The sequence below is a fragment of the Desulfosarcina ovata subsp. ovata genome (assembly GCF_009689005.1).
Taxonomy (GTDB): Bacteria; Desulfobacterota; Desulfobacteria; order Desulfobacterales; family Desulfosarcinaceae; genus Desulfosarcina; species Desulfosarcina ovata.
In genome coordinates this window covers 1,681,629-1,700,780 of the sequence record NZ_AP021879.1, presented here as the reverse complement: position 1 = coordinate 1,700,780, position 19,152 = coordinate 1,681,629, and the positions used below count along the sequence as shown (strand labels likewise).

General features: G+C 49.2%; 18 protein-coding genes. All 18 read left to right on the top strand.

Annotated features, from left to right (window positions below; translation table 11 throughout):
* Nucleotides 1-98: 98 nt before the first annotated feature.
* The 18 genes from GN112_RS07645 to GN112_RS07560 all read left to right on the top strand — a co-directional run bounded on the left by GN112_RS07645 (nucleotide 99) and on the right by GN112_RS07560 (nucleotide 18,963).
* Entirely contained in the window at nucleotides 99-998 is a 900-nt protein-coding gene (locus GN112_RS07645) for an N-acetylneuraminate synthase family protein (protein ID WP_155309668.1), read from the top strand.
* 130 nt (nucleotides 999-1,128) lie between these two features.
* The gene (locus GN112_RS07640) at nucleotides 1,129-1,989 is read left to right on the top strand and encodes a radical SAM protein (protein WP_155309667.1); all 861 of its coding nucleotides are present in this window, start codon (nucleotides 1,129-1,131) and stop codon (nucleotides 1,987-1,989) included.
* Nucleotides 1,990-2,327: 338 nt separating this feature from the next.
* Nucleotides 2,328-3,317, top strand: coding sequence for a glycosyltransferase (locus GN112_RS07635; protein WP_155309666.1), 990 nt, complete (start codon nucleotides 2,328-2,330; stop codon nucleotides 3,315-3,317).
* On the top strand, nucleotides 3,251-4,573 hold the full coding sequence (locus tag GN112_RS07630; RefSeq protein WP_155309665.1) for a glycosyltransferase family 4 protein: 1,323 nt from the start codon (nucleotides 3,251-3,253) through the stop codon (nucleotides 4,571-4,573). Before GN112_RS07635 ends, GN112_RS07630 begins: the two co-directional genes overlap by 67 nt.
* Entirely contained in the window at nucleotides 4,570-5,592 is a 1,023-nt protein-coding gene (locus GN112_RS07625; RefSeq protein ID WP_155309664.1) for a glycosyltransferase family protein, read from the top strand. The genes GN112_RS07630 and GN112_RS07625 overlap by 4 nt, the downstream gene beginning before the upstream one ends.
* Before the next feature lie 64 nt (nucleotides 5,593-5,656).
* Nucleotides 5,657-6,349 carry an acylneuraminate cytidylyltransferase family protein gene (locus GN112_RS07620; protein WP_155309663.1) on the top strand — a complete coding sequence of 231 codons (693 nt, stop codon included), beginning with the start codon at nucleotides 5,657-5,659 and terminating at the stop codon, nucleotides 6,347-6,349.
* On the top strand, nucleotides 6,346-7,614 hold the full coding sequence (locus GN112_RS07615; protein ID WP_155309662.1) for a hypothetical protein: 1,269 nt from the start codon (nucleotides 6,346-6,348) through the stop codon (nucleotides 7,612-7,614). The genes GN112_RS07620 and GN112_RS07615 overlap by 4 nt, the downstream gene beginning before the upstream one ends.
* Nucleotides 7,605-9,014 carry a hypothetical protein gene (locus GN112_RS07610; protein ID WP_155309661.1) on the top strand — a complete coding sequence of 470 codons (1,410 nt, stop codon included), beginning with the start codon at nucleotides 7,605-7,607 and terminating at the stop codon, nucleotides 9,012-9,014. Before GN112_RS07615 ends, GN112_RS07610 begins: the two co-directional genes overlap by 10 nt.
* Before the next feature lie 72 nt (nucleotides 9,015-9,086).
* Nucleotides 9,087-10,235, top strand: coding sequence for a DegT/DnrJ/EryC1/StrS family aminotransferase (locus tag GN112_RS07605; RefSeq protein ID WP_155309660.1), 1,149 nt, complete (start codon nucleotides 9,087-9,089; stop codon nucleotides 10,233-10,235).
* Nucleotides 10,225-11,619, top strand: a complete 1,395-nt coding sequence (locus tag GN112_RS07600; protein WP_155309659.1) for a hypothetical protein — start codon at nucleotides 10,225-10,227, stop codon at nucleotides 11,617-11,619. Before GN112_RS07605 ends, GN112_RS07600 begins: the two co-directional genes overlap by 11 nt.
* A gap of 5 nt (nucleotides 11,620-11,624) precedes the next feature.
* Nucleotides 11,625-12,617 carry an NAD-dependent epimerase/dehydratase family protein gene (locus GN112_RS07595; protein ID WP_162458833.1) on the top strand — a complete coding sequence of 331 codons (993 nt, stop codon included), beginning with the start codon at nucleotides 11,625-11,627 and terminating at the stop codon, nucleotides 12,615-12,617.
* 46 nt (nucleotides 12,618-12,663) lie between these two features.
* A complete protein-coding gene (locus tag GN112_RS35160; protein WP_155309657.1) occupies nucleotides 12,664-13,506 on the top strand; it encodes a GNAT family N-acetyltransferase in 843 nt (280 codons plus the stop codon).
* 26 nt (nucleotides 13,507-13,532) lie between these two features.
* The gene (locus GN112_RS07585) at nucleotides 13,533-14,330 is read left to right on the top strand and encodes a sulfotransferase (protein ID WP_414736140.1); all 798 of its coding nucleotides are present in this window, start codon (nucleotides 13,533-13,535) and stop codon (nucleotides 14,328-14,330) included.
* On the top strand, nucleotides 14,327-15,037 hold the full coding sequence (locus tag GN112_RS07580; protein WP_155309655.1) for a glycosyltransferase: 711 nt from the start codon (nucleotides 14,327-14,329) through the stop codon (nucleotides 15,035-15,037). The genes GN112_RS07585 and GN112_RS07580 overlap by 4 nt, the downstream gene beginning before the upstream one ends.
* A gap of 65 nt (nucleotides 15,038-15,102) precedes the next feature.
* Entirely contained in the window at nucleotides 15,103-16,152 is a 1,050-nt protein-coding gene (locus tag GN112_RS07575) for a hypothetical protein (protein ID WP_155309654.1), read from the top strand.
* Entirely contained in the window at nucleotides 16,136-16,939 is an 804-nt protein-coding gene (locus tag GN112_RS07570) for a class I SAM-dependent methyltransferase (RefSeq protein WP_155309653.1), read from the top strand. Before GN112_RS07575 ends, GN112_RS07570 begins: the two co-directional genes overlap by 17 nt.
* Nucleotides 16,940-17,150: 211 nt before the next feature.
* Nucleotides 17,151-18,233, top strand: a complete 1,083-nt coding sequence (locus GN112_RS07565) for a glycosyltransferase family 4 protein (RefSeq protein ID WP_162458831.1) — start codon at nucleotides 17,151-17,153, stop codon at nucleotides 18,231-18,233.
* On the top strand, nucleotides 18,226-18,963 hold the full coding sequence (locus GN112_RS07560; RefSeq protein WP_162458830.1) for a TylF/MycF/NovP-related O-methyltransferase: 738 nt from the start codon (nucleotides 18,226-18,228) through the stop codon (nucleotides 18,961-18,963). Before GN112_RS07565 ends, GN112_RS07560 begins: the two co-directional genes overlap by 8 nt.
* The last annotated feature ends 189 nt before the right edge of the window (nucleotides 18,964-19,152 follow it).

Here is a 19,152-nt window from a genome sequence, read left to right as displayed (position 1 = left end):
ACTTAGGCGCTGGTACTGATTAATTCTGAAGTTGCCCTGCTACCTTTATCGATCACGTTGATAAAAATTGGCCGTACACTGAATTAACAGCAGTTTATATGATCCGGACGATTATGCCTGAAACAAATTACATAAAAATAGGAAGCCGAATCATCGGTAATGATCAGCCCACTTTCATTGTTGCTGAGATCGGGATTAATCATAATGGTGACTTGGATATTGCAAGGCAACTGATCGATATTGCCGTGTCTGCAGGTTGCGATGCGGTAAAGTTTCAAAAACGATCACCGGATGTTTGTGTTCCACCGCAGCAAAAATGCCTGCAACGTGAGACACCATGGGGTGTGATGAGCTACATCGACTATCGGCACCGGGTTGAATTCGGCCGAGTGGAATATGGTGAGATTGATCGATACTGCAAAAAAAAGAAAATCCCATGGCTCGCTTCCTGTTGGGATATTGAATCTATTGATTTCATGGATGCATATTCTTTGCCTGCCTATAAGGTCGCCTCGGCCTGCCTGACCGATGAGGCTTTGCTTTATTACTTGAAAAAGAAAAACAAACCGGTTGTGCTTTCAACCGGAATGTCATCGATGTCACAAATCAGACGTGCTGTCGGTTTTTTCGAAGAAGAAAAACTACTCATTTTGCATACTACCAGCAGTTATCAGTTTAATCCGGGAGAGATTAATCTGCGTGTGATCGATGCCTTTAGGCGAGAGTTCAGATGTCCCATCGGCTACTCCGGCCATGAAATTGGTTTCGCCGTTACACTGGCAGCCGTTGCCTTGGGCGCTGTTATTATTGAGCGCCATATTACGCTGGATCGATCCATGTGGGGCAGCGACCACTCGATTTCCCTGGATCCGCCACAGTTAAGGCAGATGGTCAGAGACATTCGTATCATTGAAAAGGCCATGGGTGATGGTGTCAAACAGATTTACGAGAGTGAACGTAGGGCTTCGGCTAAGCTCAGGAACTGTAAGGCCGTCTAACGTATTCCAAGAATATCCTATCTATTTTATTGAGTATAGAATTCTGCCGCATTATTCCCTTGATGCATTGTAATCGAGGAAGCGGAGCTATATTAATAACAGGCAAGGGGGGGGGGGGCGACAATAGGTAATGACAAAGGTTGATTATCCGAAACAACTCACCGTTATGGTTACCAGCCGGTGTAATCTTCGATGTAAACTTTGCTTTCAATCGGAATATCGATCGGATTTAAATCCGTCTATCCTGGATAAAATGCGCCATGTATATTTCCATCTCGACTGGTTTCATCCCATCGGTGGTGAACCACTTCTGTATGATCTGAAGAAGTTATACGATTTGCCTTTCAGTGACCGATGCAAATTCAAAATTATTACAAACGGCACGCTGATTACTCCTGAACAAGCGGTAAATATTGTGAGAAACGTAGACCGGCTTATTGTGAGCGTTGACGGTGGAACAGAAGATGCTTACAGAGAGATGAGGGGCTTTTCGCTGGAGAAAGTGTTGAGAGGGATCGAACGGGTTCAATCCTGCAAAACTGAAACAGGCAATTTGACTCCACACATAGAAATCAATTTTTTGCTGACAAAATCTACTGTTGATACGTTGCCAACACTTGCCGCCTGGGCGGCTTCGAATGGTGTTGATTGTATCAATACATTCTATCCCGTGTATAATAACCCGGCCATTAAAAGCTCTGAAGAAATATGCAAAGAAGAGGCAAAAGTCTCTATTTTAAAAGCAAAGAGGCATATGAAAATAATTGAACCGGAAAGAAGGGGCGGAGATGAATGCAGACGGCCTTGGAATACATGTTTTGTGGATGTGAATGGAAACGTTTCCCTATGCTGTTTCGGAAGTCCATCTCTTGGCAATCTGAATGAGAAGAGTTTCGATGACTGCTGGTTCGGTCCGTTGGCAACCAAAATAAGGGAAACGGTAAATACGGAAAAAGAAATACGGCAATGTAAAAAATGCCCTGTTAGATAAGGCGGGTAATGGGGGAATAGGGCAGAGGTGATGGGTGAAGGGTGATAAAGACCGGAACGTATTATAATGAAGAAGAAAAAGTTCACAATTAATGCTGTGTCTGAAAAAATAAGACCGATTTTGCATCAGGATGAAAAAGTCCAGGCGGCATATCTGCTTCGCTCCATCGTTTACGGTAACTTCCAGTATCGGTGTGAAGATCAAACAAGAAACCGAATAATTCGAAGTTTATGTCAGCTATAAAGCCAAAAGTCGTTCATTTTTCCGTAACGCCTTTGGCCGGTGCCCCTATCCGGCTCGTCCAGGCCTTAAATCGCCTGACAGATGTCGAAGCCAGGTTGGTGGACCTGGAGCGGTTTGGACTCTATGACCATGACGTGGTATTTGATGAAACGCCGGATGAAGCTAATCGTTTGGCAAATGAAGCAGATATCCTTCATTTGCATAATTATCTCGACTACGACTCGCATCAGTTTGCTCCTATTGATTTTGGAGAATTGCTTAAAGCCGGCAAACGGATTGTCCGACATTATCATTCGACCCCAGATTGGATTGCTGAGCAGATGGGCATTTCCGAGGAAAAACTACTCGCATGCACACTGCCGTCCCTGGTGATCGCTCAATATCCGGAGCGGTTTTTCGCCAGATCCCATGTGGTGCCCAATATGGTGCCGCACTCCGATCCGTTGTATTCCCCCATTCCAGATCAGGAAACCGAATTCGACCTTTTTTTCAGTCCGACAAAAAGCGTCGGGGCTTTCGAGCGCAGATGGGATACCAAAGCGGCACCGGAAGTGACCAGGCTTATCCACCGGGTAGCAGAGCGTACCGGATGCACCTTCAAGATCATGTCGGGGCGGCCTTTAGACGAGGTCTTGAGAGCCAAGCAGCGGGCCCGGATTGTTATCGATGATTTGGTCACCGGGAGCTATCACCTGACCGGACTGGAAGGCCTGGCCCAGGGGAAACCTGTACTGAGTTTTCTCGATGAACGGTGTCAATATCTGCTTCGATATTTTTCCGGATCTGAGCATTGTCCATTTGTGAACGTACGTTTGGAGGATGCCGAAACGGTTCTCTTGTATTTGCTTGAGAACCCGGACGCGTGCGAAACAATCGGTCAGGCCGGTTACCGATGGCTTCTCTCCTTTTGGAATGAAGAGAAGCTGATCCGATATTTCGAGCGTGCTTATGAAGAGCTGACAGAAAACCCTCATTCTATCCGGCGACAGCCGGCGCTTTATGTGGAAGAAAAAGACCGGTGCTTTCACAATCTCATTCTTCCGGATTTAATTTTTCGGGCCAGAACCCGTCCGGCCTGCAATTGAGAAAACAATCGACTGAAAAAGGTTCAATAAAAGTAAAAATGCGCTTAGCTTCCTCACATGCGCCCGTCCGGACGATTTTTGCCTCCCATACTGCCAATACGGGCTATGGGGCTGAAAATCTGCTCATCGGTCTTGTGACCCACCTTCATGCTTCTGGCCTGGTTGATCCGATCGTGGTAATCCCGGAAGAAGGCGGTCCCATGGAAGACAAACTGCGTCAGGAAGGCGTGACGGTCCTTCGGTCACCATTGCGGTGGTGGATCGGTAACCCAGACCAACTTAGGGACTATCCGTTCGGACGGAGCGAACGGGTTGAGAAATTAGCGCTTCTGATGTGCGAATGTGGAGCCGAAGTTGTTGTGAGCAACACAAGTGTTATTCGCGATGCAGCGGATGCCGCACGGCAGGTCGGCCTACCTCACCTGTGGTATATCCACGAAATCCTGAGCAGATACACGGCGCTACGTACTCCGTTGTCCCTGTCGGATGTTTGGACTCAGATGGCGGAATTATCCAATGCCATGGTTTGTGTTTCCAAGGCGGTACAAATGGATATCTGCCAGTTTGCTCCGCATGTTGCTGAAACATGTAGACTTGAGGTCATTCACACGGGAATTCGCTTTAAAGATAGGGGGGATCCGATTGAAGCGCGAACCGACCTTACCATTATCACAGGTTTTAGCACTGAGAATGTCATTGTATGCTTTGTCGGAGTTCTGAATGAGCACAAAGGCGTCATGACACTTGTGGATTGCGCTCGCCATGTCATCCACGATGCATCTGAGATCCGTTTCGCTGTGATTGGAGGGGATGGAGGGGCTGAAACTGCCTTTCGCCGTTCAATTAAGGAATATAATTTGGAAAACAAATTCGCCATCCTTGGCCATCGAGACGATGTACAACATCTTATGCAAGGAGCTGATATTGTAGTTGTACTATCCAGGTCAGAAGCTTTCCCGTTGGTTGTACAGGAGGCAATGCATCTTGGGCTTCCAATTGTAGCGATGGCAAGCGGAGGTGTGGAGGAACTGATAGAGGATGGCAAAACCGGTTATCTGTTCCCGATTGGTGATACCCGAGCCATGAGTGAATGTCTGGTCTCGTTGGCTAATGATCCTAAAAGGCGGCAGCTGATGGGCGAACGCGGTATGAGGAGGATCCGGTCCAGTTTCAGTGAGGAAAGATATGTTGACTTGTTTGCCCAATGCGTCGTGTCTATTGCCGCTGATACTTTTCACAAAGCGGAGTGTCCATGAAGATTGCCTACATGACCATCAATAGCGCAAATTACATCCCCCGGGCCATGGTGCTGCTCGATTCCATCCGGAAAAATGGTTCGAAGTGCGATTTGCATATGGTGCTGGCGGAAAACGATGAGACATGCAACAGGGTTACCCCCATCGATGGTATTACATTGCACCGTGCTTCAAGCCTTGAGATCCCAACCCTGTTTGATATGAGTTTTTACTACAATATTACCGAATTTAATACGGCGCTAAAGCCATTCGCAATTCTAAAACTCATGCAACTTGGATACGATGCTGTCATCTACTTCGATCCGGATATCGAGATCTTTTCAGATACGATTGAACTTGAAGAAATGACGGCACTGCATGATCTTTTGCTTACGCCTCATATCACTAAACCGCGGAAAGAAGATGGTTTCTTCCCGCCGGTTCGACTGTGCATCCATGCCGGCCAGTTTAACTTAGGCTTCATAGCCATTCGCCCCACCCTCCAGGCGACCGAATTTCTGCACTGGTGGGCGGATAAGCTGGTGGAAGGCTGTATTATGGAACCCGATTATTCGTATTTCGTCGATCAGCTGTGGGCTTCTGCCGGACCTTCATTTGTGGATGATACCAAAATTGTGCGAAGTGACGCTTGGAACATGGCGTACTGGAATATCGGGCAGCGAAAATTATGGTGTCGGGAGAAACAATGGATGACTGATGACGGACCGCTGCTCTTTTTTCATTTCAGCGGATACGACCTGGAGGATCCACATCGGTTGTCATATTTTACGGAACGCCATGCTAATGTGCCTCCAAACTCCGAGCTCGGTAGTCTGCTTGCAGGATACAGGGGGACGGTGGCGGCCAAAACGATCCTTTATCCCTACGGAAATATCCCATACTCTGCTGGAAAATACAGGGATGGCAGCATTATTTCTCCTGTTGCCCGTCGTCGGTATTTGCAAATGACTCCTTCAGAGCGGGTAACCCTGGGGGATCCTTTTGTTCGACCGGACAAGTTGGAGACGGCCACCAATTGATGACAAATATCATATCGCAAACAACAACTGTTTCGGGTGAATGATGGATCATGAAAATCCGAACATGAAGACCTTTGAAACCCTTGCTATCATCCCTGCACGGGGAGGCTCAAAGGGATTGCCAAGAAAAAATATTCTTGATCTTGGCGGAAAGCCTCTTATCGCCTGGTCCATTGAAGCGGCGCTTTCCTGCCCCAACATTACCCGGGTAATGGTTTCTACCGATGATCAGGAAATAGCTGATGTTTCGAAAGCCTACGGGGCGGATGTGCCGTTTCTACGGCCGCCTAAACTGGCCACAGATTCGACATTGCTGGATCATGTATTGGAACATACGCTTCGGACTCTTGAGGACGTAGAAAACTACTCACCGGATATTTTGGTTGAGATGTATCCCACGAGCCCTTTTCGTTCCCAAGAGATGGTGCGTCATGTTATTGAGAAGGTTGAAAAAGGGTATCGCAGGGCTTTAACAGTGCGGCCTATTGTTGTTAACCGCATCGGGTTGTTGCAGATGGATGCCGATGGAAGGGTTTGCGCTCATGCACCGATGAATCGCCCGACTGGCCGAACATCAACGTTTTACCGTTTTTACGGCCTCGTCATGGCCTTCAACCGCCATGCCTCTTTTTGCCGTCATCCTGTCTATTTGTATAAGGTGGACAGTCCATTGCACCTTATAGACATCGACACTCCCGAAGACTTACGGCTCGCTCGCCGGCTGTTGGAAAAAATGCCGCAGGAGGCAGCGAAATGATGCGCCTAGTGATTCCAGCATTCACAACGCAGAGGCGCCAAAAGGATGACCTTTTAAGCCTTTTGAAACGTTTGGCCTTGGACTGGGATGTGGTTGTAGTCGGAGATGATGCTGACGCCTTTTTGCCATGCAAGGGGGCGCTGACAGTGACAATGGATAAGAAAACCTTGAACCGATCTCCCCAAGAAGACCTGCTTCCCCCGTTTACAACAGCGATTATGGCATATCTGGTGGGGCAGGGCATTATTGATACCGGAGAGAACGTAATGGTGTTAGACGGTAGAAAGGTTCCTTCCTCCTCTAAGATCCTTGACATCGCCCGCACAAGGCATGCCGATTGCGGCCTTCCCCTTCTGATCGGCCTAGCGCCGACGAGAGACAACCCCGCGCAGTTTGACGCATATCATTTGCTTGCGACAGTCACCTTAATGTGCAATGCTGGCAAAGATAAGGCGGGGAAAGATTTCTGGCAAAGCCGACCTTTTAATTTCCCATGGTGTGAGTTCGGATACGGTAAGTGTTCCCCAGGCGCCCTGTTTCATCTTCCCCCCTTGAATGTGTCAGGATCCTCAGTTGAATTGAAGTATGTAGAAGGCCCTCTTCCTGACGACGGAATCCTTCTCGAATGGGTGGAGCCCACAAAGGCGGCTAGGCTTCTCCCATTTCCAGACCGTCAGATGCAGCTACCGGATTTATGCGGATTAGCAGTGACACCCGGTGTTACTGACCTTGACTGCTTTGCAGTAAAAAGCCCCCATGGAAAGACTTTATTTCTTGCGGAAACGCTGCTTTGCCCCGGTGCCACAGTCCACATGCGGCCTCTCCAGGCTATGGAATGCGATATCGCCTGTTGGACACGTGGTATGTTTTGGAGAATGGGTAGTTTTCAGATGCAGCGGTGTACCCTGTTCGGTCACTCCTTTGTCGGGCCCTTCCCTATGCAAGAAATAACGAAGGAACCTCAGGTCGTAACGGTGTTACATCCGGTGGAAAACGGCGGGTCGGCGGACATTATTGAACCGTTGTTGTTGGAAAGCGGCCTTTGGGAATACGACTGTGACCGGCAGAAACGTGTCAGCAGAGAGACGAAGGAAGTGCTTGCCGGTAGACAGATGTTCCCGGATTTCTGTATACCAGCACCGGTTTTAGCCATCGGAACCCACTCCGATTTTATACACGTGGAAACGCGCTTGTCGTCCGGCGAAGTGGCGGGGATCATCCTTGAAGAAGAGTTGGTACAATTGGGAGGTCTCCCGTGCATCTGATTCTCGAACAGGCCCTGACGGATGGACAGTTGATACTTTCAGACGCGAAGCGTGCGTTCGAAAAAAATGACATCGAGCGAGCTTTGGCAATTCTGGATGTGCTGGATGGAATCATGCCGCGGATGCATGCGCTGAATTATCGTTCGGAGTTGCTATGGCGTCCGGTTAGGATGGCTTTGGGTCCCAAACCCTTTCCATCGATCGACGGAGAAAAGAGACCCACACCGCCATGGGGACTTATACTAACGGTGGGAAAAGGTATCCATTTCCAAGTCGCGATCCGGAGGCTTTTGGCCCAGACCAGGGAACTCCGCTCAGATTGCCTGATAAAAAAAGCCCTGCGCGCCCTGGAGACTTTGGAACCGTCTGGCGCCGAGCCTCACTGGCAATCGGCTATGCGCTTTTCGCCGCTGGCAGAACCACTGCTGGATGCGGGTAAACGTCACGGGTTTATGCCGGCATCCGGCATTATGTTGGAGATTGGTCCGGTGTGGAGGCTACCTCTGGAACGGGGAGTATGCAGCCTTGTTCCGTTTGGAGAGGGGCTTTTGATCGCTACCCGCCGTAAAAACAATCGGGGATTGTTACTGGATGTCGCCTTGGATCAAGTTTCGCCATGCGGAGAACTATTGCCAGTCAAGCTGGATCGTCCGGTGGATTTAAGGCCCCTTCCCGGTGGGGTGAGTCCAATGTTTTCAATCGCGCGACATCCGAACAGTCGGGAGCTGATCTTTCCGGAGTTTTGTGCTGACAACGCGATACGTCTCATGGCCTATGACATCTTCCACAGTACGCGTCGCGTCTTTTCAGAAACGATGGAACCTGCAATGGCAGGTCCATTCTATGTCTGTTCCTCGAATAGTCGAGTCTGGCTTGTTTCGCGCTTTTCCGGTGGGGTGACCGAATTTCTTCCCAACGGCAGCATATTATTGCGAATGGAGCCTCCGGAAGGAATGCTATCCCCGCTCCGGGTGGAGGCTTTTGGCGAGACCAAGCGGGTTGTGATGTGCGCGCATCCACGGAACACGAGACGGAAATATGAAAGATTCCTTGGGCACACGCGAAATACACTATCCGATCTTTGGTGCTGGGATGTGGCAAGGGACGATGTGACGGCCATAGAACTGCCGGATGAGTATGTATCCGCTCCGCGATTTGTAACGACGGTTCAGGGATACTGGGTGATCGTCACTGAGACCTTTCTACACGTGTTGGACGAGTCTCTCCGGCCATGTATATCGCTTAACCTGGCGGCACACCTCTGTAGAATGTTCGGATTACCTTATCATGCAGATAAGGTTTTTTCCATTGCCTGCTGTCAGGATGGCCGAACACTATATTTTGCAGAATATATGGTTACAGGTGCTGTTGGTTCTCTTCAGTTTAACTTCGCTCAATAAGGTAAAATTTTATAATTATGCGGAATTCGGAATTCCGGGAAGCGTCAATACAATTTGAAAAGGGAGCATAACGTGGTTATCGATCATAAAAATATACCGCTGGCGCTTCCCTTTATGGGGAAGGAAGAAGTCGATGCGGTAACCGAAGTGATCCTGTCGGGTCGGCTGGCCCATGGCCATTATAATCAGAAGTTTGAAAAAGCGATTGCAGAAATGGTGGGAACACGGTTCGCTGTTGGGATGAATTCATGTGCATCGGCTCTTGAAATCGCGCTGGCCGTACACAATATCCGGGGGGAGGTGGTGGTACCGGCCTTTACCTTCACTGCTTCTGCCAATGCGGTCGTCAACGCCGGTGCAACTCCGGTCTTTTGCGACGTGGATGAAGAGACACGGAACGTGACAGCGAGTCATATTGAATCCCGCCTGACAACTCGGACCGAGGCGGTGATGGTAGTCCATTACGGCGGACAGCCGTGCGCCATGAGGGATATTGTCCGATTGTGCCAAAAACATCGGCTCTTGTTGATAGAAGATAGCGCCGAGACTTTAGGGGCTACTTGGGAGGGAAAACAGGCTGGCGGTTTTGGTATCGGATGTTTTTCCTTTTTCCCCACCAAGAATATGACCACAGGTGAGGGCGGAATGCTGACCATGAACGATGCGACCGCTGCAGAGCGTGCGCGCGCCATGATTGCTCACGGCATGCCGTCGAAGTCAGGCCTTAAAGCATCGGAATCGCCGGCGTGGCATCGTTCTGCCGTCATTCCAGGACGAAACTACAGAATGTCGCATATCGCCGCTGCTATCGGATATCAGCAGTTTTTAAAACTTCCGGAAATGAACCGACGAAGGATCAAACTCGCCGAATATTACAACAAATCTCTTCGGAGTATAGATCAAGGAATCAAATCCCCGGCAGTTCTGAAGAATGCTACCCATGTGTATCAAATGTACACGGTGCAGGTTTCTCCACATCGACGTGATTCGCTGGTCGAACTGTTGCGGGAAAACAGCATCGAAGCAAGTGTTCACTTCATACCCCCCGTTCACTTGCAAGACTATTACAGGGAGCGATTTCCGGATACTCCCGCACTTCCGAACACTGAAATACTTTCTAAAAGCCTTGTGACGTTGCCTATGTATCCCGGACTTTCATTCGAAGACATCGATTATATAACGGCGATCATTAACAAAAATTGGAAAAGTGATGTATCCTGATTTCCCGGGCCGGTGGGAGGCGTACGTTTTGCTGTTCATGGCACTTATCTGCCTTGATATCTCTCTGAAACGAAAAGTTTTTCGCGCGCCTGTCGATTATGATACGGCTAACCACCTTTACTTCGCTTTTTTAAGGAATCGGAAGGTTCCGTTCGTTAGTTCCTATGGCCCGGGGATCAAATATATCCTGCCTCGTGTCTATGCTTTTTTTTATAAGTGGCTCGACGGTCGACCCCATCGATTCCGTTTCTTCAACAGTGTTTCCGCTATTCTTCTGATTGCTCTATGGGTCGTTTCGAGTCAGAATATCGTAATCAATGAAGTGCCTTTCTACTTCCTGGGCGTGCTGTTGATCAATTCCCTCTGGGTCAATTACGCTACCTCCGCCACCGAGTTTCACAGCGTGGTCTGGATAATGGTGTTGTTTCTGATCCCCCGTATTACCGGTTTCGAAGCCGCCTGGGTTATTCAGATTGTTCTCCTTGCCGGTTTGGCGGCGGGGTTCAAAATTCTGAATGTCCTTTATTTCATCCCCGTCGCGATGTTTCATCGCGAAGAACTTATGGAAAATTGGTTATGGGGAGTCAGTGGCGGCACGGTGTTGCTGCTATTTGTTTTACGAATCATAAACACCAGTGGTGCCTCTTCCAGAAGTTACATGAAAACAAGAAAGTGGCTGCACTCCAAAAACGTTGCTTTTATCAAAGCTAATCCGTTTTTCTGTGTATTGATAGTTGTCCTGGCACTGGGGAATTTGCTTTTTGCCACTTGGCCATGGCGGATTTTCTTGCTGATCACATGGGCTATTTTCTTAGCTCAACGAATGTATCTTCTGTATTTCTGGTATCCGCCGTTGGTTCTGGGTCTATTTATTGCGTTTCAGAGCCAATGGCTCACCTGCATACCGTTTTTCGTGGGGATGGGATTGCTTCTGGCTGTTTTTGGGGCTCACCACCGAAGGCACGTTTTGGCCTTTTCACCGATCGAGATCGACATTCGATGCCGCTCCCTCATAATGGGGATCACTTCGTGGCGGGATTATCTTGAAAGAAGAGACCGTCAGGTTGCATGGCTCAGGAACCATATCGGGTCCGAAGAGTGTGTTTATTTATGGGGGAGCAACGTCGCCCTATTGCTTTTGTCTGGATTGAAGCACACGGCAAGTACCTATTATTCACATAACCATCTGGTCTACTGGAGCGATCGGAAAGATAAGGAATCCCATGCCCTTCGTCATGTGACGGCAGAAAAACCGAAGTTTATTATCGAATCGGATATTCTGGACGGTATCGCCTTTCCGGCCAAACGTCTGGGATGGCTTTACGAAAAATCTGCGACGGTTGAAGGGATGACGGTGTATCAAACGAAATCATCGGAGGAGTAAGGACGTTGAAATATGCGCTTATCACTGGGGGCTTGGGGTTTATCGGATCCTTTATCGCAAGAAAACTTCTGGAAGAAGATATAGTGGATACGGTTGTGTGCCTGGATCATTACGGAAAATACGTGAATCCGACGCGTCCAGAATACACGGATTACCGAAAGCTTCGTGTCCTTGGGATTCAAGACCGGATTGTTGTAGAACGGGGAGAGGCGAAGTACTACAGCGTTCTGAGCCGTATTCTCAACCGTTATCGCCCGCTTTATATCATTCATCTGGCGGCACTTCCATTGGCCAAACTCGACAATCTGAACGCCGAGGAGGCAAGGGAAGGAACTGTCGAATCCACGGCGAATATGCTGGAAGTGATCGGGCAAATGGACGGGTATCGGCCAGAACGGTTTGTATATACCTCTTCCAGTATGGTTTACGGCGATTTTATCAGCGAATCGGCGACGGAGGAACACCCGACCCGACCCAGAGAAATCTACGGCACCATGAAGCTCGCAGGAGAAATTGTCACTCAGGGTCTGGGTCGTTATTACGGGATCCCCTATACTATCATAAGGCCTTCTGCCGTATACGGGCCAACGGATATGAACCGGAGGGTGAGTCAGATATTCATCGAAAAAGCTTTCAAGGGGGAAAAGATCCAGGTGAACGGTGCTGATGAGAAACTGGATTTTACCTATGTCAAAGATGTGGCCGAAGGGTTTGTACGGGCGGCTATTCATCCGAAGGCCGTCGGCGAGACATTCAATATTACCTATGGCGAGGCGCAGAGACTGCTGGATTTCGTGATGTGTTTGAAGAACCATTTCGGAAGCCTCCAGTATGAAATAACAGAACGGGACAACTTTAGACCCCGTAGGGGCACACTTTCCATTAAAAAGGCCAGATCGCTGATCGGTTTTTCCCCCAGATACGGATTGCCGGAAGGGGTGAAGGAATACGTTGAATTCATCCGGGAAAACCACCCGTTGTTTAATAAGTCCATTTGATGGGGTATAGAGGCCCGAACCGGGCTGTGTATGCCTTTGCCGACGAATGCACCCTATCAAATTCTGCTTGTTTCGAGAGATAGTTCCGGTGGACACGTTTCGCATGGATTTTAATAACTGTAAGCATGTGCTTCGGGGAAAAGGGCTTCGACTTCAGGAAAGGCCATGGGAAACGGCTATTTTCAAGGTTGATGTCTATTCTCTTAGTTTCGAAGAAAAACCTGTGTCGCAGAACGAAAGCGATTGGCTCGAAGCATTGAAGCGGGTTGATGCCGAGTGCCGTGGGAAAAAGAGTCTTGTTTCGGCGCGGGTTTCCAGTCTGAATTCAAAAGCAATTGAATGTCTTGAGGAAAACGGATACAGGTTGATGGAGTGTTACCTGGAGTTCAAACATGATCTGGTGGATATCCCCGCTGAAAGTGGTATGAACCGGATAGGGCGCTTCATGCTAAGCGAGGTTCCCTTTATGGAAGAACTTGCAGCAACATCCTTTCGTTACAGCCGCTTCCATATGGACCCACGAATTCCGATAGCGGATTCGGACAAATCCCGCGCCGAATGGGTAAAGAACGCCTGCAACGGCAGAGCGGACGAAGTGTTTGTTGCACGTTCATCCGATTGTTTGGTGGGGTTCTCGGCCTGCATGCTGAAAGACTGTGAGGATCTGAAAATGGGTATCCTCGATTTGATCGCCGTTCATCCGGATTTCAGGTCAAAGAGGATCGGATGGGATTTGACCTGCCGATTCTTGGCCTTTTGCCGGGAGAACGGCTGCCGGATGGCCAAGGTTGGTACCCAGGCCCACAATCACCCGTCGATCCGGTTGTACGAACGGATCGGTTTTTTGGTGAAACGATCATTCTATACCTTTCACAAACATTTCCACTGAAACAACACCAAACGGAACTTGTCGTTGTGCCTTTTTCAAAAGAAAGAAGACTGGAAAAATTATTGTTGTTCATCGGAAGTCCGAGAACCGGATCGTCCTTGATAGGACAGATATTAAATTATCACCCCGAATGCCTGGTAGCCCATGAATCGCGCTTGGTTACCAATGTCGTAATGAACGATATACCTTATCAAACAGCCCTGAAAAATGCAGAAGATAAAGCATTCGGCCAATTCAACACAGGGCTTGAAAATGATGATTATTTCGGAAAAAATCTTGATCGATATCAGAAAAAATGGATACCGATGAACGATCTTATCGGCGATGCAGATTTTAAAAAAAAGGATATCAGAATAATCGGAGATAAAAAAGCCGGTGGGTTTACCCAGGCATCTATTGACCAGCCCGAAAAAACCCGAAAATTTTTAGAAGATCATCCGGAAGCCGTATTACTTCAAATAATCCGAAATCCCATAGATGCAGCCGTATCTTATATGCGATCACACAGAATAACACCTTTTCAAAAGGCATGCTCGGAAATTGTTATAAAAACGCATGTTGCCTATGTCTTTGGAAAAAAGGCAACGAATCCTTTTCTCTGCATTTACTATGAGAAATTATTGAACAGCCCGGAAATAGAATTGAAAAAAATTTTAACTTGGCTGGGAGTCGGTATTGAGGACGACTGGCTGCGAAAAATTTCGACCAAAATCAATAAGGCGACGCCAAAGAAGCATTTGGAAGAATATCGCCGACTGGCGAAAGACATTATACGACAATATGAAGCCAATGAAGAATTCAGCGTTTATCGTATTTTAAAATGAAACCGAAAAATATATCCATTGTCATCCCGTTTCACCAGGAAGAAGCATCACTTAAAGAGCTGATTCCACGACTTATGGAAGTCATTCGGTCCCTGGAGAACTCCGTCGAGGTGATCCTTGTGGATGATGCCTCGAGTGACGGTGGTGCGACCGTCGTGGAATCCTTCAGGGCGTATCACCCGGAGATACGACTGATTAGGCTAAAGACACGTGGGGGGCAAACCGGCTGTTACCGGGCGGCTTTTGAACAGGCTCAAGGTGATTACATCCTTCGGATGGATGCCGATCTTCAGGACGATCCGCGGGATCTGCCCCGATTCATGGAAAAAATCGCGGACGGTTATGAATTGATCATGGGGTTACGGGAAGCTCGGAAGCACCCGCGATTACTCCGGGCCGCATCCATGGTTTATGACCTTCTGGTTCTGCTGCTTTTCAATTCGCCGCTGCATTCGAACTCTGGAAGCTATGTGGCGTTCAGGGCGGATTTGGTGAAGAATATTCCATATCGAAGAAACGATCACCGGTACCTATCCCTGATCGCCATGCGCAGGGGGGCCAAACGTATCGGGGAAGTTTTTGTACGCCATAATGAACGCCAGTGGGGCGTTTCCAAATACCGGTCCATTAAAAAGGTAATACTGGGAATACCGGAAGTAATCATGTTTATGGGAAGATACCTTTTGGGTGTCTATGATCTTCAATGAATTGGAGGGCGAAGGCATATGATGGACATTCAGGTGGGATTGATGGAAAGCAGTTGGACTAACCTGTGAAAACAGTCTGGAACGATACGGGAAACCTCGAAACCGGATCTACGAGGATTCATATTTACAACCTTCAGCACTGGTTTTCCGAACTCGGTTTTGATGCGGTTTTGAACGACTGGGATCATTACGAGAATTACGACGTACTGATTCTGGGAAAGAACGTGCCTGCACGGGAGATGGAACGGGCAAGAAAACTAAACCCGATGCTTCTCTGCGGTTGCGTCAACCCCAGCGATTACACTCCGGAGAAACGGGAAAAGAGTGACAGTGCGGATTTTTTTATCGTAGGTTCCATCCCGGAGAAGGACTATTATTCGGGATATCAGAAACCGGTGTTTCTATTCCCGCAGATCGAAAGGCTGTTCACCAGGAAAAAGCGTCACGACGATCATTCACCGATTGTCCTCGGGTATCACGGCAACAAAGAACATCTCGAACATTTTCCAGGATCGCTGAAAAGGGCACTGGAGAAGCTTTCGATGCGTTTACCCATCGTGCTTCGCACGGTTTATGATCGCCGTGGACTGGATCAGTGGAAGATCGGAAGGCCTGATATCGAAATAGATGAAGTGCAGTGGGATCTCGGGACCATAGAGACCACCCTGCTGGGTTGCGATATCGGTCTGGTCCCTGGACTGACCCCCATCTCGCGGACGGAGCGCTTGTTTTTTTTCAAATTATTGAAGTGGAAAAATCGGTTCAAAAAGGGATACTGGAGCGACTATCTCATCCGGTTCAAAAATACGACCAATGCCGGAAGGGCCTTTGTTTTCCACCAGCTCGGAATACCTGTCGTATCGGACATGATACCCACCAGTTTCCATATTCTTGGTGATCCGGATTGCGGGTATCTCGCAAATTCCGAAGCGGGATGGCTTTATTCACTTCAGGAGCTCTGTAGTTCCTCCCAAAGAAGAGCGGAGATTTCCGAAAACGCTCTATCGCGTTTTCGGAAATTATACGATCCATTGGAATGGAGTCGGCGGCTCCATCGGGAGATACACGGAATATGGCGGCAAAGAACGGGAAGGGTGGATGCGGGTTTATCTTGAAGACAGGAAAGCGTTGGCGTATTTCGGGAAATCAGCAACTCCCGAATTTTGGGATGCGCACTGGGATGTGGAAAACCTTCGACAGAGGATTGTTTCCTGTCGGACGGACGCCCTTTTTATTCCTCTGGTTCTGAAGTATCTGCCCAGGAGCAGCCGGGTACTGGAGGGAGGGTGCGGCCTCGGCGGCATCGTCCATGCCCTCCAATTTCAGGGATATCGGGCCATCGGCATCGATTTTGCCGAAAAAACCGTGGCGCGCGTCCGTGAGGCTGCGCCGGAATTAGATGTTCGTTTCGGGGATGTGAGAGCCCTTCCCATTGATGACCACCAACTGGACGGATATATCTCTGGCGGAGTGATTGAGCATTTTTTGGATGGCTATGAGGATATCATGCGTGAAATGTTTCGGACCCTCCGGCCAAACGGCTTTCTGTTCCTATCGTTTCCATACATGTCACTCTTACGAAAAATGAAGGCCCGACTCGGAAGATACCAGACGGATAATTGCGTTCTGATGAAAGCGTTGACGGATCGGTTCTATCAATATGCCTTGGATGGGCGGGATGTGGCTCGAACGTTCGAGGAAACGGGATTCAGGCGAATCGAGACCCGATCATTTGACGGAATCAAAGGACTAAAGGACGAGGTGAATCTGCTGCGGCATTTTCTCCAGAAAATATACGATGGTGAACGGTTTCAGGCGGTGAGACCATATTTGGACAGTGTTCTCAAGCAGTTTGCTTCCCACTGTATGATGTTGGTGTTCCAGAAAACCGACTGTTCGTGAAGAACCTGAACGGCTAAACCAAAGTCTACACGTTGTATGGAGAGAATCCTAATATCAAGATGAAAAACACCAGCGAAATTCTATGACAATAACAAGCCCTCGCATCAGAGAGGACGCGGTCTCGATGCACCTTTGTCCTTCCCCCGAACCAGCTTCCCTGGCCCTCTTTTTCACCCGCGGCATGTCTTTACAAGGTTGGAAAGCGGTAGGCATGCTGGAACGGGAACTGGCCCTTTACCGTTGGTATCTGGCCCATGGCCGCCGTGTTGTCCTAGTGACCTATGGAAACGGCGAGGATATACGGCTGGGTGCGAAAGCCATTCCGGGTGCGCAGGTCTGTTGTAATGAATACAATATGGATCTGGATACCTATGCCAAGGCCATTCCCCGTTTGCATGGCGCTGTGTTGCGCGATCTGGATGTATTCAAGACCAACCAGGTCCCCGGGGCCGGAGAGGCCCTTGCAGCGTCCCGCGTTTTGGGTAAACCTCTGCTGGTTCGGTGTGGCTATCTGCCGTCCTATATCATGGGCCGCAGGCACGGGCAGGCATCCAAGGAAAAGCGAGAAGCGTTGTCTTTGGAAACCGAAGTTTTTCGCCAGGCTGAGCATGTGGTGGTCACTACCCGGGAGATGGCGGTGGATGTTTTGCGGCGCGTGCCGCATGTACGAGTGACCGTGGTACCTAATTACGTCGCCCCAGAGTTTTTCCCGCCTAGGGAAACTATGTTTGAATTCGACTGTTGTTTTGTCGGCCGTCTTCATCCGGAAAAAAATGTACTGGCCTTGCTGGATGCAGTACGAGAGACGCCGTGGCGGGTGCTTGTCGTCGGCGACGGTGAACTGCGGGACGAGGTTGCCTCCCGTGTGGATGCCATGGGGGAGCGTATACGATGGGAACTCCGCGTTTGTCACTCACAACTGCCTGCGCGAATGAACCAGGCGCGCCTGTTCATTCTGCCGTCCCTCTACGAAGGGCATCCGAAAACTCTGATGGAAGCGATGTTCTTGGGGATGCCCGTGGTGGGAGCCGACTCTCCGGGAATTGAGCCTTTGGTACGTGATAGCGGTGGCGGGTGGCTCTGCGGGCACGACGCACGTGCCATCCACAACGTCCTGCACTGTGCGCTTTCGTCACCTGACGAGCTGAGGCGCAGAGGCATATCGGGACAATGCTTCGCACGTCGCCATTTCGATCTTGAATCAGTGGCTGCCCTCGAAGAGCGCGTGCTGCGGGATACCGTCAATACATCGCATGCTCCGGTCCGCAATAAAGAAGGATACACCTATGGATGAATACTATTGGGGTCGCTACACGGACACCGTCAGAGAATTTTATGAGGCACTTCGCCGGCACGAATTCCCGGACCTGCCGGATTGCAACGAAAATCGGGCGCACCTCATTGCCCAACTGATGGGGACAGGTACGGCAGAAGCTATTCATCTACTCCATGCCCTACACCGCAGTCTGCCGCTGCAAGGGGACGTTTGTGAATTCGGTGTCTGCCAGGGCGCTACATCCGCGTTACTGGCATATGAAATCATGTCTACGCCCAAGAGACTCTGGCTCTTCGACTCTTTCAAAGGTCTGCCAAAACCTTCGGACAAGGACGTTCTCCTGAACGATATTTTCAATCTGGGAAGCATGGCCCGTTATGAAGGGGAGATGTGCTGCGGCATGGAATCGGTGCAGGCGCGCCTTGACGATGTTCAGTTCCCCAAAGACCGTGTGGTGATTGTTCCCGGATTCATTGAAGATGTATTGCCTCAAGCCATATTGCCCCAACGCGTGAGTTTTGCCTATGTGGACTTTGACCTTTATTCCCCAATCGCCGTGACTTTGCAGTATCTGGATAGAGTACTATCAATAGGGGGGATAGTGATAGTGGACGATTACGGCTTTTTCTCTGCAGGAGCCCAGACAGCCGTAGATGAGTTTCTGGAGACTCGGCCCGGCCGTTACAAGTTTTCCATGTCCACGGACTATGCGGGCAAGTTCTGCCTTCTGGAAAAAGTGACAGTGTGAGATTTATATAGATCGTATGTATTATGATGATAACTACGATCAGAGAATGGATTCAGTCGTCGGCGTTACAAAGCATTAATCCAGAAAAAAAATCTATACTCGGCCAGCACTTCCAGGAATAGATGTAAATGCGCCTTGTAATACAACGATAGCAAATAAGGTCGCCGCTTCAATGCAGCATATGAAAAT

Coding starts and splice junctions, on each gene's coding strand:
- GN112_RS07645 (WP_155309668.1), top strand. CDS start 99: ATGATCCGGACGATTATGCCTGAAACAAATTACATAAAAATAGGAAGC.
- GN112_RS07640 (WP_155309667.1), top strand. CDS start 1,129: ATGACAAAGGTTGATTATCCGAAACAACTCACCGTTATGGTTACCAGC.
- GN112_RS07625 (WP_155309664.1), top strand. CDS start 4,570: ATGAAGATTGCCTACATGACCATCAATAGCGCAAATTACATCCCCCGG.
- GN112_RS07620 (WP_155309663.1), top strand. CDS start 5,657: ATGAAGACCTTTGAAACCCTTGCTATCATCCCTGCACGGGGAGGCTCA.
- GN112_RS07615 (WP_155309662.1), top strand. CDS start 6,346: ATGATGCGCCTAGTGATTCCAGCATTCACAACGCAGAGGCGCCAAAAG.
- GN112_RS07600 (WP_155309659.1), top strand. CDS start 10,225: ATGTATCCTGATTTCCCGGGCCGGTGGGAGGCGTACGTTTTGCTGTTC.
- GN112_RS35160 (WP_155309657.1), top strand. CDS start 12,664: ATGCACCCTATCAAATTCTGCTTGTTTCGAGAGATAGTTCCGGTGGAC.
- GN112_RS07580 (WP_155309655.1), top strand. CDS start 14,327: ATGAAACCGAAAAATATATCCATTGTCATCCCGTTTCACCAGGAAGAA.
- GN112_RS07570 (WP_155309653.1), top strand. CDS start 16,136: ATGCGGGTTTATCTTGAAGACAGGAAAGCGTTGGCGTATTTCGGGAAA.
- GN112_RS07565 (WP_162458831.1), top strand. CDS start 17,151: ATGCTGGAACGGGAACTGGCCCTTTACCGTTGGTATCTGGCCCATGGC.
- GN112_RS07560 (WP_162458830.1), top strand. CDS start 18,226: ATGGATGAATACTATTGGGGTCGCTACACGGACACCGTCAGAGAATTT.